A 17,167-nucleotide genomic window follows, 5' to 3' on the forward strand; every position below is an offset into this window, starting at 1 on the left:
TTGACTTTAATCTCATCAATGTTCTAGTAATCATTCTAAATATTATGAAGGCTATAAAGGAAATTGCAAAAAAAATAATCAAATTCCATCCTCAATCAGATGTAAAACCACTCAAAAATTTAGTTCATATAGGTTCAGAACATCATGGCTATAAAGTTCCTGATGGTTTTCTGAATAAACATTCGATCTGCTATTGTATTGGAGCGGGTGAGGATATCTCATTCGATACAGAACTCAAAGTTTTATACGATTCGAAGATTTTCATATTCGATCCGATGCCAGAGGGCATAAACTATTTTATTAAGCTTAAAGAATTCGCTGCCAGAGGCGAAACCTTCGGCGTATTTGACGATGAAAACTTTATGTATCGTGCAAACATTAAACAATTAGATGAGATTACGTACGTTAACAGAGGTGTTTGGGATGAAAATACGATATTGAAATTTTACGCTCCTCAGCTGGACAACTATATTTCTCATTCTGTTTATCTTTTTCAGGATTCAGGAGAGTATATAGAAGCACCAGTAGACCGCTTATCAAATTTCATGAAAGAATTTAAACACAATACTGTTGATTTAGTGAAAATTGAAATTGAAGGTGCGGAATATACAGTGATTGATACGATCGTTAAAGATAAGCTTGATATTAAAATAATTTGCATAGAATTTGATGAAGTTTACCACGCAAAAGGCTTATCTCATAAGATGAGAATTAAAAAATCTTGTAACCAGCTTTTAAAAGCAGGCTATGTTTTAGTTCATTCTACTTACATGATGAAACGAACATTTGTTAGAAAAGATGTTTATGAATTATTAAAATCGAAAGAGTAAACTTATAATCGAAATAATTAAAAAACGATCAGGATTTTCTTTGTGATTTTTCCCAGGCTGCACTTTGATTTTTACGATAAAAACGAATAATTCCTGCAACTACCGCATAGTTCATTACACAAAAATAATATGGGATAAAGAATGCCTTTATCCTGATATTTTTTCTCTCGAAGAACATTCCTAATAGGCTTAATATATAAAATAAAATTTGCGCTGTAAACAAAGTTTTATAGAAAAAAACATCGGTTTTATAAGCAATAATTCCATTAAGTACTAATGCAGCGATAAGTAGAAAAGGTGTAACAGTCCACCTTAAAACCCTATGCGATATGTATTGAAATGTTAATAAGGGATAGTAAAAAGGATTGGCAGCTTTTTTAAGCCTTAATATAGATTGTATCCCTCCTGCTGCAATTCTAACTTTTCTTTTTAGTTCTTCCTTTGTATTAGCCGAAGCTGTTTCCATCGCATAAGCTTCTGGCTCATAAGCTATTAAATATCCATTTTCAGCTATTCTCATTGCAATCATATGGTCATCGATAATAGTATCGCTTTCAACAGGTTGGTAGAGCTCTGTTCTAATACTAAACAACTCTCCAGCTGCTCCCACATTAGAATATAATTCGTAATCCCACTTCTTTAACAACGATTCGTATTTCCAGTAAAAACCTTCACCTGCAGAACTTGCGTCGGCAAGTTCCTCTACCATAATTCTTTTCTCCCCAGCTACGGCCCCTACTTTCTCATTTTGATAATGCTTTACTAATTCTTTAATGGCTGATTTATTAAGGAAAGTATTTGCATCAGTAAACACGATAATCTCATTAGTTACAGATGGCATTGCTCTTTTAATGGCAGCCATTTTACCTGTTCTTAAATCTTTATGAAGCAATAAGACATCTTGATAAGCGGCAATTTTATTTGGAGTAGAATCGGAAGAACCATCTGTAATAACAATTATTTGAGTTTTATCTTTCGGGTAATCCAACTCAAGTGTATTTGTAATTTTTTCCTCTATTATATTTTCTTCGTTATATGCAGCTATTAATATAGTTACGGTTGGTAGTTCTGCACTATCGCTAAATAAATAATTCTTTTTAAAGATTCTTTTTATTCGCACCAAAAAAAACAATAAAAAACCATATCCTACAAATGTGTAGATAATTATGAATAAAGAAATCCAGAAAGCTATAATCATTGGGATGTTTTAAATTTTAAAACCTAAGTTTTTACTGTTTTTAGAATTTTTAAAATTCCAAAACAGTCCCCTAAAGGTCCATTTTACTAAATCTTTTCTACCTTTTAAGAACTGTGTAATTACCTGTTTACTACAGGCTATGAAAATATAATAAATACTAAATATAAGCGTATTAAAGGCCGAAGTATTTCTTCTTATAAATAACATTCGATTGCGGGTCATAAAATAAGTTTTAATAGCACTTTCTTTGCCAACACTAATCGATTCTTTGTGATAAATTTTAGTTTTGCCTGTAAACCAAATCTTTTTACCAGCCTTTTTAAATCTTTCGCACCAATCTAATTCTTCGTAATACAGAAAAAACTCCTCTGCCATTAAGCCAACTGTTTCAAGATCAGTTTTTCTACACATCATTGCCGCACCATGGCAATATCCAGTTTCACTACTGTCTAAACTATACTGTCCCTTATCAATTTCCATAAAACCTATTGCGCTGTTTCTGCTAGTTTTATAATTCATGTTTGTAAAACCAGCATATTGAATGGTATCAGGTTTATCAAAATATAAAATTAAAGGAGAAACTATGCCGATTTCGGGATTTTCTTCCATTTCAGAAACTAATGAATCAATTAGGTTAGCGGTAATTTCGGTATCGTTGTTTAGCAGCAATAAATATTTGCCAGTTGCTTTCTTAATACCAAGATTATTTCCACCAGCAAAGCCTAAATTTTCTTCCGATCGGATATAAATCAGTTCAGGCAAAATCTGTTTGTATTCTTGCTCATATTGTTCTCTGCTTCCATTATCAACAAGAATAACTTCAACTTTAGAACTTGAGGGATAGGCTTTAATTGATTTTAAAAAATCAATATTAACCTGATGTTGATTGAAATTAACAGTGATGATTGAGACCGAGTTCATTTATATGTAAAAGTAGTAATCCAATTCTATAGTTCTGCATATACACGAGATAAATCTCTCTAGTTATGCACATTCATAAAATGGAATTGAATTCGAGTATTTTATTGTTGAGGTATTAAATTATGGATTCTTTATTGTTGCAGGAGGGTAAAGTGTGTAAGCAAATGGATTTGGTACAGGACTTTTATACGGGCTGTATTGGCCCAAATATCTAACAACTTTGCTTTCATCCATTTTATTTATAAAGAAATCGGTCGATAATAAATAATATTTAATCAGTTCTTTAAGATGATTAGATTTTTCCCAGTTGATATTGAGATAATACATTGTTTTGAATTTTAATCTCGAAACTGCATCATTGCTATTTTTAAAATAATCATCTACATACTTAATTACGCTTCCTGGCTCTAGCTTAAGGTAGGATAGTTCTTTTTCTATTAACAATACGGCAAACTTTTTAACTGATCCAGAAACAAAATAAACCGATGCTGGAATTATTACAGCTCCAGTTGTTACGCCTGTTAAAAATAAAAATTTTCTGCGGTTCATGCTTAAAATGTCTTATCTGCTGCTAATAAAGATAATGCTGAAAGTGTTAACGTAGGATTTGATGCGCTATAAGTAGTAAATGCTCCAGCTCCTAAAACCATTAAATTTCTGTATTTATGATGCATAAGATGTTTATCAACCACACCAAGTAGCGGGTCGCTGCTCATTCTCGTACCACCAATAATATGCCCTTCATTCGGAAAAGGCTCTAAGTACTCTAGTTTTTCAACTGGAAGGCAAGATAAAATGCCTGGAAGTTTCTCCTTCATATTTTCAATTGCCTTTAAAGTATAAGGAGATCTTTCTACATGATGCACATCAGGAACTAATTTATTAGAAGTTTTGTTTACATAATTAACATCTAACGGAACATCTTCAAATAATAATCTAATACTTGCAATGTTTAAATACTTTCCTCTTTCTAAACGTATGTAATAAGGCGCATTACTTACCTCCATTAAGCAAGCTGCGTAATCTTTTCTGTGTTCCCCATCATACAACATGTATCCGTTAGCATTAACCCAGGTACTTCCGCCCACGTTACTCATTCCATCCAGGTAAATCAACACTTGCATGCCAAGTTGCTCACCTACTCCTTTTCCCAACAGGCTCGATGTATCTCCAGAATTTAAAAGTATATTTGAATTAAAGAATGGATTTGCGCCTAAAACAATTAATTCGCCACCAATACTTTTTTCTTTTCCATCTTGAATAAAGTAAACTTTCTTTACAACGTTATTCGCGATTTCTAAACTATAAACCTGAGCACCATAGACTAATTCTACTCGTTCATCTTCATAAACGCCTATCTTAGAATTTTCTATTGTAAACTTTGCATTAACTGGACATGTATCGCAGGTGCTCGAAGTCATACACTGATTTCGGCCTTCGGTTGCTCTACTTGCTCTTGCCGTAGGCTGACTGATGTATTTGTTGCCATAAGTTTTATGCAGAATTTTATCTACCAAACTAAACTCATGTGGTGGTAAAGGATATTTTCCAGTTCTTGGAAATGGCGTTCCTTCTGGCCCCGATACGTGCATTAACTCTTCAGCTTCGTAATAGTATTGATCTAAATCATTATAATCTATTGGCCAATCCTGTTCGATACCATATAAAGATTTCATTTTAAAATCAGTTGGCATAAAACGCGGTGTACAACCCCACCAACAATTAGAGCAGCCTCCTAAACCTGTTGTAAAAGGCCATTTTTTATAAGGGCTTAAATTATTGATGGCCTTTTCCCACGGCTCTTCATATTTTTGATATGCTGATTCCTCTCCTCTTTTTGTTTTTAAACGTTCTTCGTGAGGATAAAAATGTCCGCGCTCTAAAACAAGTACATTCTTATCATTACCAACTTTTGAGAGATATTTCTTTAAAAAAAAACTCGAGGCAAAGCCTGTCCCCACAACTACTAAATCATAAAAATCTCTTTTCATCGCAATAATTTAAGATTTATGATTTAATAATTATTTGCATTTTTCAAAAACCAATGTAACCATGGAATATCGATAAACATCAGCGTACATAATAATGCTGTAAATAATACCAGATAGAGCATAAACCATTTTCTTGTGTAAAGTTTTTCTGACCCCTGAACAGGAGAATCATTTAATAATCCAATTTTTAAATACCATGAAAATAGCAAAGCAAAAAATGGAAAACTAACCAGTAATTCTATTCTATCTTTTACCAGAAAAATACCCATAAAGAAGGCACAGGTAATTGCGTAAAAAAACATAGATACTAGAAGGCTGTTTTCGGTATAAACCTTAAATGATTTTCGATATAAGCCTGCAACATGAGGATTGTCGATTAGCCTAAATTCGGCAAAACGTTTGGTCGCCATTAAAAACGCACCGCCCATCCAATAAGCAATAATAATACTAACTGGCGGAAAAGTGTTTATCCAGTTTAAATCCCATTTACTATTTGGAATACCTAAAGCTGGACTAAAAATAAACCAACCAGCGGCAAATCTTATTGGGTTATTTATAGATTCTGTTAGTACATCCATAAAAACTCTATCCTTACTTCTAAATGGCCTAACATTGTACATTACGCCCATAAATAAGAGAAAAGCAGCTACGAATAAAAACTTTATAGATACTAAAAATGCGCATGACAAGCCAATAACTGCCAGTATTGCGTATTCGGTATATACTATTTTTGGATTTACAATTGAAACTACCGAAGAGCGTTTGTTTTTTAAAGGATGAAATTTATCGAAACTGGCATCTAAATATTCGTTAATAACATAATTTGCTGATGCAACCAGACAAATACTAATTAAGCCAAAAACAATCTTAAATATAAGTGCTCCATTAAACGGAGTATGGAATATAGATAATGCAAATAGCATTCCAGGAACCATAAAAAGGTTTTTAACCCAGTTGTCTGGGCGAGCTATAGCAATATATTCTTTAATTTTAGCTGGTCTCAGCTCGGTTTGAGATGTGTTATCTGATGATAAGGGATCATTAGGTAACGTAATTTTGTCTATCATAATAATTCGACTTAATTTAAATTAAGCCAGCTTGTTTGAGAGTGATTTATAAAAATTGTCATTTGCGTTATCATTATCAATTAATAAGAAAGGAATTCCTGCCCTTTCGGCACATATTCCATCCAACTCTTGCCTATCTCCTATAAATAAGCATTTACCTTTATCTTCTATATTAAGTTTTGCGAGTATGTAATTTAAGCCATCTGGTAATGGTTTCATGGCATTAATATTTTCATCAGTTGAGCTAACAAGTAGATTCGCCGATAAGTTCATACTATCAAGCTTTAACTTAGAATCATAATCTGAATATATAGCGGTTAAAACGCCGTTTTCCTTTAGTTTAGAAAAGAAATAATTTACATCTGGATAGGCAGATTCTTTAAGGTATTTGATCGGGAATTTAAATATCCATTTATCTACTACCTCTTTAATTCTATTTAGCGGAACATTAATTTTTGCTGCACACCATTTAAATTGTTCTTCCTGAAGATTGTTAATTTGTTGCCCAGCCTTTTTTTCTCGTTCTTTTCTAAAATGATAAACGATAAGTAAATCCTTAAATCTCCAAGGCTTAAATAGGTAATATCTGATTAATTCCACAAGCATTTTTTTTCTTAATTTAGATTGATCATACAATGTTCCATCTACATCAAAAATGACTAGTTTTATGTTATTCAGATTAATATTTTTCACAGAAGGGATTAATTACAGTAAAATTATTAAAAAATCCGATATTGCGAAGCGTTAGTTTTTAAATAATGTACTCATCAAGCAGTAAAAGTAAAATTCAGTCAAACGGCTCAAATACAGCAATATTCTTTGCGATCTTTGTTGCTGGTGTCACAATTAGATTATTTCACTTAATCTACAATCGTTCTTTATGGATGGACGAGGTTTATTTGTCTACCAGTCTGGTGAAAATGAGCGCCAATGAGCTTGTATCTTCACCACTTTACTACCAGCAAAAAGCACCGATTGGTTTTCTATTGGCAGTTAAGTTTTTCGTTTATCAATTTGGAAATAAGGAAATCTTTCTTAGAATTTTCCCTTTAATTTCAGGTATTCTATCAATGCTAATATTTATTCCAGTATCAAGATATTTCCTTAAAAATCAAGCTGCTCTACTAGCTTTTACAATATTTTGCTTTTCACCTGCATTAGTTTACCACAGCGTAGAAGTAAAGCAATATTCTACCGAGCTTTTAGGTACAATGTTGTCGCTTTTCTTGTTCATCAAGTTTAAAGACGAAAAATATATAAACAGCTTAATCTTTTGGGGCATAACTGGAGGTATTATTTTATGGTTTTCTTATGCTTCTGTATTTATACTTGGTGGTATTGGAATTGGTGTAAGTATATATCACTTATTGAAGAAAAACTGGAGTGTCTTCTTTATATCTCTAATACCATTTTCTATATGGTTAACTAGTTTCGCTATCAATTATCTCCTTTTTACACACAAGCACGCTGAATCTCAATGGATTGTTTACTGGTTTAGAGCATATGATAATTTTATGCCTTTTCCTCCTAAATCTATAGGAGGTCTGAAATGGTTTGCGATGAATTTTTACCGAATGCTCGATTATCCGCTTGGCTTATTGTGGAATTTTGGTGCTGTAACAAAATATCAAGGCTTAAACATGATTTTTAAGATGCCTTTATTGCCAATGTTGCTATTGATTATTGGTTTTTGCATTACAATTAAGAAAAAGAGCGCCGAAACATCTTTAATCTTACTAATACCAATCGCCTTAACTTTTTTAGCTTCAGGATTGGAGTTATATCCACTTACTGAAAGATTTTGGGTATTTATAGCACCAGTTTTTATAATAATTTTGGGAATTGGTTTTGAATACCTCAGCTTTAAATTCAAGTCTAAAGTACTATCAAACTTAATTTTTGTATTGTTAATCATCGGGCCAGTGTTCGGTTCTATCGGAAGTTTCATAACTGCTGAGAATTTTTACCTTCATAAAACATCATCTCAAAGAGAAGCATTATCTTATATAAACAAAAATTATAGTAAAGATGATGCTGTATATGTTTACTGGAACAACTTACCTGGATTTAGGTTATATAACAATATGTATAAGTATAATTTTAAGGCTACTGAAGGAACAGACCAAAGATATAGTTCAAAAAACTACGAAGAGTACTACCACAATTTACATAACGATTTTAGCGAAATTTCTAAACATAGGCGGGTTTGGCTTGTATATAACACCAAATTCTTAACAGATATTGGCGATAAAATTGATACTCCAGATTGGTATTATACTAAAAATCTAAGTCCAACAGATCATTTATTAAAAGAATTCCTTAAAACTCATAAACCTTTAAAAAAATATGTTACTAAAGATATTGCTGTTTATTTGTTGGAATTTAAACCAAAAAAACGATAAAATAGTGTATTTTTAACACACCTAATAGTTCAGTACATTTATTGCATTCTTCACCCCTATAATATGCGCATTGCACATATCGTTATGACTCATAAAAACCCAGCTCAATTGGCTAGGTTAATAAAAAGTCTGCAACATAAAGATTTTGATTTTTATATCCATTTGGATAAGAAAATTTCAATTGATGATTTTCTTTTCTTGGAAAAATTAGATCAAGTTTATTTTATAAATAATAGAATTAAATGCAACTGGGGTGGCTGGAGTTTTACTCAGGGAATAATAAATTCTATAAATGAGATAACTGCTTTAAATAAGGATTACGGTTTTATTAATTTACTAAGTGCACAAGATTACCCGATAAGTTCGATTAGCGATATTCATAGTTTCTTTAAAGAACGACCAGGACAGAATTTCATAAACTTTGCAAGTAGCAAGTCTGACTGGTGGGCAGCCGCTCCAGAACGCTATGAGAAATACCACTTCACCGATATAAATTTTAAGAGCAAATATTTTTTTCAAAGAATAATTAACAAAATTTTACCAAAAAGGAAATTTCCTGAAAATTTAGAATTATACGGCGGAAGCGATTCTTCATGGTGGACTTTAAGTGCCGAATGTGCTCAGCACGTAGCTGAAGTAATAACTAAAAATAAGAAGTTAAACAATTTCTTAAAATATTGCTGGGGAACAGATGAGTTTATTATTGCAACATTAGTTATGAATTCAGAATTTAAAAATAAAACTAATAATAACAATTTACGTTATATTGATTGGTCAGAAGGAAATGCTCACCCAAAGCTTCTTGGAATAGAAGATTATTCAAAGCTAAAATCTTCGCCAATGCATTTTGCCAGAAAATTTGATGTAGAGTTCGACGAAATAATCCTTGATAAGGTAGATTCCGAACTTATTTCCTAAACTTTAACAGACTTAAAAATCATAACTATTATTAAATGAAAATAAGTGTATTAACTCCTTCATATAATTCAGGCAAATACTTACAAAGAGCGATTGATAGCGTTTTGAAACAAAGCTATACAAATTATGAGCATATAATTTCAGATGGTGGTTCGACAGATGATTCTGTTGAAATTATAAAAAAGCACAAAGATATCATTTACGTTTCTGAAAAAGACAGAGGACAATCGGATGCAATGAACAAGGCATTTGATATGAGTAGCGGTGATATTATTGTTTATCTCAATGCAGATGATGAATTTAGTCCTGGAGCGTTTGAAAGTATAATTAACGCCTTCAAAAAGGTTCCAAGTGCAGACATGGTTGTTGGCGATTTGGTATTTCTTACGGATGAAGAAAGCGTAAAGCGAATTCCTTCAAATAAGTATACGCACATTTTACAATACTGGTTAAACGTTTTCCCTAACAATCCAGTTAGCTATTTTTACAAAAGAAAAATACAAGAAAAAATAGGCCATTTCCCAATAGATGATCATTACGCTATGGACATTTGGTTTCTTTTACGTGTTTACAAAGATTTTAAAATCATAAAAATTGATCAATTATTGGGGGTTTTTCACTCAGACGGATTAAATAAAACTGCTGTTGCAGATACAGGATATCATTTGCATCAAACTATAAAGCAGCATTTATTCAAGGAAAATCCATTAATGCTACCTTATTTCTATACCAAGTTGGTAATTGCTAAAACAAAAGATTATTTTTTTCGATAAGGTTTTTCTTAAAAGAAATCTACGAAAAAGCCCAAAGACTAATCAGCGTATTTAATACTTTAAAATCTACAGGAAAAGTTTTTCTAATAGATATAAGATTGCTAAATATTTTATTAATCTGAATTAAAGAATTTTCAAGTGAATTTCTAGCTTTGGTATTTTCAAATTTCTTGCCAGCATACATCTCTTCTAAGGCATTTAAAATGCTTTCTTTTTGCAAAGGATTAATATAAATTGCACTATCGCCTAGACTTTCTCTGTGGCCAGGAAAATCGGTACATATTACTGGGCAGCTTAATGCATTAGCTTCTAAGAGTGGCATGTTAGTTGGCCCCAATAAAGTTGGCATAACCAGCGAAATTGCATTTTTATAAAATACGTTAAGCTCTTCATTGGAAACAAAACCTCCAAAAATAACTTTGCTTTCTATTCCCAACTTCTTAACTAAATCTTTAATATAAGATAAATTTCCTTTATCACTTCCTGGTAAAAGAAGCTTAACTTCAGTATGTTTTCTAGCAAATTCTTCGAAAGCTAAAATCAAATTGTAGTGATTTTTATGAGCCCAAAATTGCGCAGGATATAGAAAAAACTGAGATTTTTTTATTTCAAATTTTTCAAGAATTTTTTGCTCTTCAACCTCGTTTAACTTTAAATTAACCATGTTACCAGCAAACATAGATACAATAAATACTTTATTTGGATTGATATTTTTGTAAGCGCAAAGTTCTTTTTTACCCGCTTCCGATTCGCACATTATTGCGAAAGATTTTTGAAGATACTTTTGATAAAAAAGCTCTCTAAATTCATACTCATCGTTATACATTACTTCTGGAAATGAGAATGTACTCTTGTGGCCAATATCCCAATGTGTTACTACAGTTGGGTAGTTTAAATCGTTATAATATGGTGTTAATGAGTAGATTAAATCAATCTCATTTTCAGCAAGTTTCTTCTTAATTTCTTTATTAAACCTTAAGCAATAAGAATCTTGTATTTTAATTGATAAAGGGAAATAGTTTATTCCTTTTAATCTAGATATTTTTTCAAGGAAGTAGAAAAACATATGTTTCCTCTTCATAATTTTTTCGATATCAAAAAGAAAGCTTTTTTCAGGAGCAGATGAATCTATTGATTTACCAATAGTTATAAAAACAAATTCTAAGTTTTCATCGAATTTATAATCTGCAATTCCTTCTACTAAAGTGTTATAATAAGAATGAGCTCCGCCCTCTTCTTTTTTGTAGTTTTCTAATAAAACACCAACTTTTAATTTATTAATATGCATGCTCGATCACATCTACTACTCTTAGCAATTCTTCTTCTGTTACTCCTAAGCCTGATGGTAGGTAAAATCCATTTCTGGCAATTTTTTCTGAATTTGGATATTCTTCATCAGCAAAAAGTCCCATTTTTTTAAAAACAGGTTGCTCATGCATGCACCAAAAAAATGGTCTGGTTGCAATTTTATTTTGACTTAAAATATCAATTATTCTATTTTTTTCTTGCTCGCTTGGCGCAACTAAACCAAAAACCCAGTAAATATTTTCAGCATATGGGGTGCTAACTTCTGGTAATTGAAAACCTTTAGCCTTTAAAAACTGTAGTTTCTCGTTATAAAACTGACCAATTTTTCTCTTTTTCACTAAAAACGAATCAATTTTTTCTAATTGAGCTAAACCTAATGCAGCCTGAAGGTTTGTCATTCTGTAATTCCAACCAATTTCATGGTGTATAAATCTAGGCCCATCAGGTTCAAAGCAGAGATTTCTCAGCTTTTTACATCTTTTAGCCAATTGATCATCATTAGTTAAAATCATCCCTCCTTCGCCTGTTGTTATATGTTTATTTGGATAAAAACTGAAAATTGAAATATCTCCAAATGAGCCGCATTTTCTATCATTATAGGTTTGTCCGTGCATTTCAGCTGCATCCTCTATAATTTTTAAGTTATACTTTTTAGCTAAATCGACGATAGGGTCTAAATCTACTGGTAAGCCATAAATATGAACAATAAGGATCGCTTTCGTTTTATTGGTAATTTTAGATTCTATTTCTGAAACATTCATATTCCAGGTAACAGGGTCGCAATCGACTAAAATTGGGATAGCGCCAGCGGTAACAACAGATTGTGCTGGAGAAATAATAGTAAAACTAGGCATTATAACCTCGTCGCCTGCTCCAATATTTAATGCTTTGATGGCAATATCTAGCGCAGCTGAACCATTGCTAACAGCTATACCATGTTTTTGTCCAATATATTCGGAAAATTTATCTTCAAATTTTGTAATGAATGGACCTTCGCTACTGATCCAGCCAGTAGTAATGCATTCTGTTAAATACTTTAATTCGTTTCCTTCTAGAAGAGGAACGTTAACGGGGATAAAATTCATGAGAGTAAATTACGTTAATATATTAATGCATTAACAAAGGTTTCAAATGTTTATAAAGATCCTTGTTAATGTTTAGGCAAATATCAAGATTATACTTTAAATCTAACTTTATCTTCGTCGCCTATATAAGGTCCTTGCTTTATTTCAATCATTTCCGTATCATCAAGCATTTCGAATCCATGTCCGCCACTTGCTAATAATATTACATCACCTTTTTCTAAAATCCTATTCTCTAAATATTGTTGATCATTATCATAGAAATTAATTAAAACTTTTCCTGTTTTAATGTACAGAACTTCTTGAGTAAGCGTAACTTTTCTTTCTACAATTTTATGTACGTGTGGCTCGATAACATAACCCTTGCTTCTATTCATATACCCAAGTTGCTGGGAGAAGTCTCCTGGTGTGAAGAATGCTATACCCTCTTCCTTATAATTAGCTCTAATAATTATTGCCAAAAGGACGCTATTATGCTCGATTCTTTCAATCATTACTAATATAAATGTAGACTTGTTTTGGTTTAAATTATTGCACGCAATTTAGCTACTTTAAGTTTAAAAGAAAAATAAGATTTGGTAACTTTAGTGAGAGAACTTGTAATTCGTGGTTACAATAAAAGTTGGCCGATAAATATGAATTCAAAAACCTTTTCTAAATTAGGCTTCTTCTATCCTTATTTAATGTCAACGAAACTGAAATAATGCATAATAAGCATATTTTTTAACTTTTACAACAACTTTCTTTCGATCTGCATTTTTAATCATACAAATCTTGTAACCACAATGTGTGAACTATTAGCAAAACCTACGTTATCAGCTTATTAGGTGATAATTTCAAATCACTCCGATTGTTTGTCATAAAATAGTCATAAAAAATAATACAACCCAGTCGAATATAGGTCAGTCATGTATCAATAATGTTGCCTCAGAGGATATTAATCGAATATTTTTCGCAAAAATGGGTTTCTGATGCTAAAAACACATAAAAATGGTATATCGTAATCTATATAATATTGATTAAAATTGTCGTTTAAGAAGCAACAAACAATTTATCACTTATATTTAAAAATATTTAATGAAAAGAAATTCGAAAATGCAATCCATCCTTTTTGTGCTAGTTATTTTGTTCGCTGCTTGCAAGAAAAATACGACTATAGCTGATCTAACTACAGAGACTCCAGTTAGCACTACACCACCTACTACCACCCCAACTCCTACACCAACACCTGTTGTACCATCTTACGAAGTTGGAACAGGATCGGGTAACCTAACAATTGACGGTAAATCTTTAGATTTAACTAAAATTAAACTAATAAAAGTTAAAGCAGGAACTTACAAAACAATTACTGTTCTTAATATTGCTGGTACTGTTGATCAACCTATTGCTATTAAAAACAATGGCCAGGTTAATATCTCAGAATCATTATTAACAGATAACATTAGTAATCTACAAATTTCTGGAGATTATACTGATGGAATTACTTACGGCTTCAGCTTTAATAATATTGGATACAGAGCAATTAGTTTACATGGTAAAATGAATGGGTTAACATTGAAAAACATGAGTTTTAAAAACGTTAACGATTATACGATATCTGGCGACAGCGGTAACGATAGTAATTTAAAATACAATGGTACCGCTGCAACAAGAACCGAAGGCTTTAAAATTTTAAACTGTTTATTTGACAATGCTGGAACTATTACTTTTGGCGGAAACTTAAATAAAGATTCTGGAGAAGATAGTGGTTTCTTTAAAGATGTTGAAATTGCTTACAACACTTTTCAAAATACAAATGTTGGTAGCTTATGTACTTTTACTAATGTTCAGGATTACAACATCCATCATAACGTTGTAAATAATGTAAATCCTTCGAACAATAACCACAACGGTGTATTTTCAATGCAAGGAAATGGTAAATTTCATGATAATAAATGTACAAATTACCAGGGTAATGCTATAAGAATGTGGTTATATTCAAGAGGAACATCTCCAGCTACTAATGAAATTTATAATAACATTTGTTTTAATACTAGAAAATACGGAGGTTTTGAACTTCAAGCATTTGATAGAAATATGTATCCAGGAAAATCGACTTATGCGAATGCAAAAGTATATAATAACACGGTTGGCCAAATGAATACTTCTAAAGATTGGGAAGGACAAGTTTTAGATTTGTATAACACTGGGGGTTCACTTGAGTTTTACAACAACCTTGGATTTAATTTATTTAGTAGTACAAAAACAATTACTAATATGATTAATAACATGAGTGATACTAAAATAATTAAAGAAGAAAACAATAAATACACAACACAAGCAAGCGCTATTATTGATCTAAGCAGCTTTGGGTCTTTATTCTCAGGAATAGGCGCTGCTTTATAAAAGAAGAGCTTTAGATTTCTAAAAAGGGTTATGAATTAGCATTCATAACCCTTTTTAAATTTATGATAATTTTATACTTATCTAATGGCTTAAAATTCGTAATAAGATATTAGACACACAAGCTAAAAAATATGAATACGATTTTTGAGGGCACTGAAAAAGTAGACTCAAAATGGTCTATAAAAAGATTAGCGGATGAGTAGGTCATAAGATCTCCATCCGCTTTTTGTTTTTTGAGTGTTTTTATATTTTTTACTGATTCCAATTCATCAAGTTCTCTCGAGGAATTTCAGTGTTTTATAGCCCTTTTTGGCATGTTTTTTTGGTAATAATGATCCCGTTTTAGAATTTTAGTATTCTTTTTAGATTTACTACGAATATCGCAAGTGCACCTTGCATTCTCATGTTTTCAAGGCCATAGGAATTTGCTCTGTCATATCCATGCACATTTTTCAATTCACTATTTTTCGCCTCAATTTTATATCTGTGTTTTGACTTTTCCCTGAAGTACTCGCTTTGTTGGAACATCTCCTGCTCTTTGTGCTCATCTGGTTTTATTGCAACCGAGTACGTCCTGCTTTTGGCTTCTGCTTTGTAGCAGCCATCCTTTAGCGGGCATACTTTGCATTTTTCGATATCGAAATAATAGGTCATAACCTGATTGCTCTTATCTACCTTTTTGCCCTGCACCCGTTTATACATGGCCAGGTGCCCTGCAGGGCATACGAACATATCAGCGTCTTTGTTGTAATCAAACTTTTCTTCCTCTTTTCTAGTACCATGAGTAATAGCAGGGTTCATCCTGGCAACGATCTTAATCTTATTTCCGTTCAAATCCTTAAGCTTGAGGTTGTTCTTGCCGGCATAGGCTGCATCACCTATGATAGTATCAACCTCCATTCCGTTGGCCTGTGTCTGGTTCAATAATTTTGGCAGCTCAGGACCATCGCCTTTCTCCCCGGAGGTAACAATAGCGGCCGTTATGATACGTTCCTCTGTCATTGCCAAATGAGTTTTGTAACCAAAAAAACTGCTGTCAGCTGTTTTATGACCAACCTTGGCATCCATATCTTTGGATATCACATAACTCTCCCGGTATCTTCCACTGTTTCCTTTAAGAGGTTTAGCTTCTCTTTCACAGCAGGGATTTCACTTAATGCTTCATCAGACTCGATAAGTTTTTGTAACTCCTTGCAGTATTCTATTTCTTTAAGGATATCATTTGAATCATTTTTCTCAGGCATCTGCCCCTTGAAGTCATCATCCATTAGATACACTGCTTTTCGGAGCAGTTTCGAGCGTTGCCTGAGCACTTCAATAGGTGAATATGGATTGGATCTGGAAAGTGAATGCGTCGCATCGACAATGATGGACCTGGATTTAATAATGCCTTTTTCCAAGGCCAGGGAAACAGTTTTGCCAATTAGAAGGTTTAAAAGATCCATATCCTTAAGGCGGAGCTTTCTGAACTTGGTCAATGAGCTTGAATTGATCACATCTTCTTCTGGGGACATCTCCAGAAAATATTTGAAGGACATATCATAGCGGGAACGCTCTACGACATCAACATCTGAAACGGTGAATATGGTTTTCAAAAGTAGGTATTTGAACATGCGTACTGGACTCTCAGCATTACGCCCGTTCTCCGTGCAGTATCTATCCAAAAGCTCATCATATATAAAGCCAAAATCTATAAGCTCATTAATCTTGCGCAGTAAGTTCTCTTTGGGAACAATCAGGTCATAAAGCCTGGAAAACTCGCTAAACTGGATTTTTTGTTGTTGAAGAAGCATCTAAAAGCAATAATAATACACCTTTAAGATACAAAAAAAGGAGTAGAAAAACTAGTTCTCTACTCCTTTTATCCCATTTTAACAAGGGACTTTTTCAGTGCCCTCCGATTTTTGCTTGACATTTTTTTTGTAATCAAATCTTAAAAACGAAGAAAATAATAAGATAGCAAGATTGAATATCCAAAGCGATGTTCATTGGAGTTTCAAATTATATTGGTATTGTTTGTATGGATCGTTATCCGTTTGAAGAAAACGAGATATTAATGCCCCGTTAACCAAAAAGGGTAATTGCAGAATTTCAGTGATTAACAGAATTCGGTAACTTGGAGAGAAACGGTTAAATGTATTGGTATGCCCAATTATGGCAAAATCATAACATTATTTATAATACATACACACACTTAAAATACCTTTATTTTTATGGTAACGATTAAGTACTGAGTAATTTTTAACGCTTTTTACAGAACTTTTCCCAGTAAATCATCGACATTCAAAAGAT

General features: G+C 32.4%; 14 protein-coding genes and 1 pseudogene. 5 read left to right on the forward strand and 10 right to left on the reverse strand.

What is annotated here, in order from left to right:
* The first annotated feature begins 44 nt into the window (after positions 1–44).
* Positions 45–830, forward strand: a complete 786-nt coding sequence (locus tag ACZZZI_RS18170; protein ID WP_316758681.1) for an FkbM family methyltransferase — start codon at positions 45–47, stop codon at positions 828–830.
* A gap of 28 nt (positions 831–858) precedes the next feature.
* Here ACZZZI_RS18170 and ACZZZI_RS18175 read toward each other — a convergent pair whose 3' ends face one another.
* The 6 genes from ACZZZI_RS18175 to ACZZZI_RS18200 form a co-directional block, all read right to left on the reverse strand.
* Positions 859–2,028: a glycosyltransferase family 2 protein gene (locus ACZZZI_RS18175; protein WP_316758680.1), complete on the reverse strand. Its 1,170-nt coding sequence runs from the start codon at positions 2,026–2,028 to the stop codon at positions 859–861.
* Between the two features lie 9 nt (positions 2,029–2,037).
* Entirely contained in the window at positions 2,038–2,949 is a 912-nt protein-coding gene (locus ACZZZI_RS18180; RefSeq protein ID WP_316758678.1) for a glycosyltransferase family 2 protein, read from the reverse strand.
* A 120-nt stretch (positions 2,950–3,069) separates the two neighbouring features.
* Positions 3,070–3,498 (reverse strand): hypothetical protein, encoded by a 429-nt coding sequence (locus tag ACZZZI_RS18185; RefSeq protein ID WP_316758675.1) that lies wholly within the window; start codon positions 3,496–3,498, stop codon positions 3,070–3,072.
* Between the two features lie 2 nt (positions 3,499–3,500).
* Entirely contained in the window at positions 3,501–4,940 is a 1,440-nt protein-coding gene (locus ACZZZI_RS18190; RefSeq protein WP_316758673.1) for a GMC oxidoreductase, read from the reverse strand.
* A 23-nt stretch (positions 4,941–4,963) separates the two neighbouring features.
* A complete protein-coding gene (locus ACZZZI_RS18195) occupies positions 4,964–6,007 on the reverse strand; it encodes a UbiA prenyltransferase family protein (protein ID WP_316758671.1) in 1,044 nt (347 codons plus the stop codon).
* A gap of 21 nt (positions 6,008–6,028) precedes the next feature.
* Positions 6,029–6,700 carry an HAD family hydrolase gene (locus ACZZZI_RS18200; RefSeq protein ID WP_316758669.1) on the reverse strand — a complete coding sequence of 224 codons (672 nt, stop codon included), beginning with the start codon at positions 6,698–6,700 and terminating at the stop codon, positions 6,029–6,031.
* Positions 6,701–6,765: 65 nt separating this feature from the next.
* Between ACZZZI_RS18200 and ACZZZI_RS18205 the strand changes: the two genes are divergently transcribed.
* The 3 genes from ACZZZI_RS18205 to ACZZZI_RS18215 all read left to right on the forward strand — a co-directional run bounded on the left by ACZZZI_RS18205 (position 6,766) and on the right by ACZZZI_RS18215 (position 10,100).
* A complete protein-coding gene (locus ACZZZI_RS18205) occupies positions 6,766–8,409 on the forward strand; it encodes a hypothetical protein (protein WP_316758667.1) in 1,644 nt (547 codons plus the stop codon).
* A gap of 63 nt (positions 8,410–8,472) precedes the next feature.
* On the forward strand, positions 8,473–9,327 hold the full coding sequence (locus tag ACZZZI_RS18210) for a beta-1,6-N-acetylglucosaminyltransferase (RefSeq protein ID WP_316758665.1): 855 nt from the start codon (positions 8,473–8,475) through the stop codon (positions 9,325–9,327).
* A gap of 35 nt (positions 9,328–9,362) precedes the next feature.
* Positions 9,363–10,100, forward strand: a complete 738-nt coding sequence (locus tag ACZZZI_RS18215; protein ID WP_316758664.1) for a glycosyltransferase family 2 protein — start codon at positions 9,363–9,365, stop codon at positions 10,098–10,100.
* Between the two features lie 19 nt (positions 10,101–10,119).
* On the opposite strand, the gene ACZZZI_RS18220 is transcribed toward ACZZZI_RS18215, so the two are convergent.
* From ACZZZI_RS18220 to ACZZZI_RS18230, 3 genes are all read right to left on the reverse strand, one after another.
* Positions 10,120–11,388 (reverse strand): glycosyltransferase family 4 protein, encoded by a 1,269-nt coding sequence (locus ACZZZI_RS18220; RefSeq protein ID WP_316758663.1) that lies wholly within the window; start codon positions 11,386–11,388, stop codon positions 10,120–10,122.
* Complete coding sequence (locus ACZZZI_RS18225; RefSeq protein WP_316758662.1) at positions 11,378–12,493, reverse strand: DegT/DnrJ/EryC1/StrS family aminotransferase; 1,116 nt, start codon at positions 12,491–12,493, stop codon at positions 11,378–11,380. The genes ACZZZI_RS18220 and ACZZZI_RS18225 overlap by 11 nt, the downstream gene beginning before the upstream one ends.
* 89 nt (positions 12,494–12,582) lie before the next feature.
* Positions 12,583–12,984: a cupin domain-containing protein gene (locus tag ACZZZI_RS18230; RefSeq protein ID WP_463490482.1), complete on the reverse strand. Its 402-nt coding sequence runs from the start codon at positions 12,982–12,984 to the stop codon at positions 12,583–12,585.
* Between the two features lie 583 nt (positions 12,985–13,567).
* On the opposite strand from ACZZZI_RS18230, the gene ACZZZI_RS18235 reads away from it, so the two are divergent.
* Positions 13,568–14,875 (forward strand): hypothetical protein, encoded by a 1,308-nt coding sequence (locus ACZZZI_RS18235; RefSeq protein ID WP_316758658.1) that lies wholly within the window; start codon positions 13,568–13,570, stop codon positions 14,873–14,875.
* Between the two features lie 342 nt (positions 14,876–15,217).
* On the opposite strand, the pseudogene ACZZZI_RS18240 reads toward ACZZZI_RS18235, so the two are convergent.
* Positions 15,218–16,668, reverse strand: a pseudogene (locus ACZZZI_RS18240) (IS1182 family transposase).
* Positions 16,669–17,167 lie beyond the last annotated feature (499 nt).

Source organism: Pedobacter sp. AC190, assembly GCF_979258025.1.

Excerpts from the sequence above, each read along its gene's own strand:
- ACZZZI_RS18180 (WP_316758678.1), bottom strand. The coding sequence starts at position 2,949 with ATGAACTCGGTCTCAATCATCACTGTTAATTTCAATCAACATCAGGTT.
- ACZZZI_RS18175 (WP_316758680.1), bottom strand. The coding sequence starts at position 2,028 with ATGATTATAGCTTTCTGGATTTCTTTATTCATAATTATCTACACATTT.
- ACZZZI_RS18205 (WP_316758667.1), top strand. The coding sequence starts at position 6,766 with ATGTACTCATCAAGCAGTAAAAGTAAAATTCAGTCAAACGGCTCAAAT.
- ACZZZI_RS18210 (WP_316758665.1), top strand. The coding sequence starts at position 8,473 with ATGCGCATTGCACATATCGTTATGACTCATAAAAACCCAGCTCAATTG.
- ACZZZI_RS18225 (WP_316758662.1), bottom strand. The coding sequence starts at position 12,493 with ATGAATTTTATCCCCGTTAACGTTCCTCTTCTAGAAGGAAACGAATTA.
- ACZZZI_RS18195 (WP_316758671.1), bottom strand. The coding sequence starts at position 6,007 with ATGATAGACAAAATTACGTTACCTAATGATCCCTTATCATCAGATAAC.
- ACZZZI_RS18230 (WP_463490482.1), bottom strand. The coding sequence starts at position 12,984 with ATGATTGAAAGAATCGAGCATAATAGCGTCCTTTTGGCAATAATTATT.
- ACZZZI_RS18220 (WP_316758663.1), bottom strand. The coding sequence starts at position 11,388 with ATGCATATTAATAAATTAAAAGTTGGTGTTTTATTAGAAAACTACAAA.
- ACZZZI_RS18215 (WP_316758664.1), top strand. The coding sequence starts at position 9,363 with ATGAAAATAAGTGTATTAACTCCTTCATATAATTCAGGCAAATACTTA.
- ACZZZI_RS18190 (WP_316758673.1), bottom strand. The coding sequence starts at position 4,940 with ATGAAAAGAGATTTTTATGATTTAGTAGTTGTGGGGACAGGCTTTGCC.
- ACZZZI_RS18170 (WP_316758681.1), top strand. The coding sequence starts at position 45 with ATGAAGGCTATAAAGGAAATTGCAAAAAAAATAATCAAATTCCATCCT.
- ACZZZI_RS18185 (WP_316758675.1), bottom strand. The coding sequence starts at position 3,498 with ATGAACCGCAGAAAATTTTTATTTTTAACAGGCGTAACAACTGGAGCT.
- ACZZZI_RS18235 (WP_316758658.1), top strand. The coding sequence starts at position 13,568 with ATGAAAAGAAATTCGAAAATGCAATCCATCCTTTTTGTGCTAGTTATT.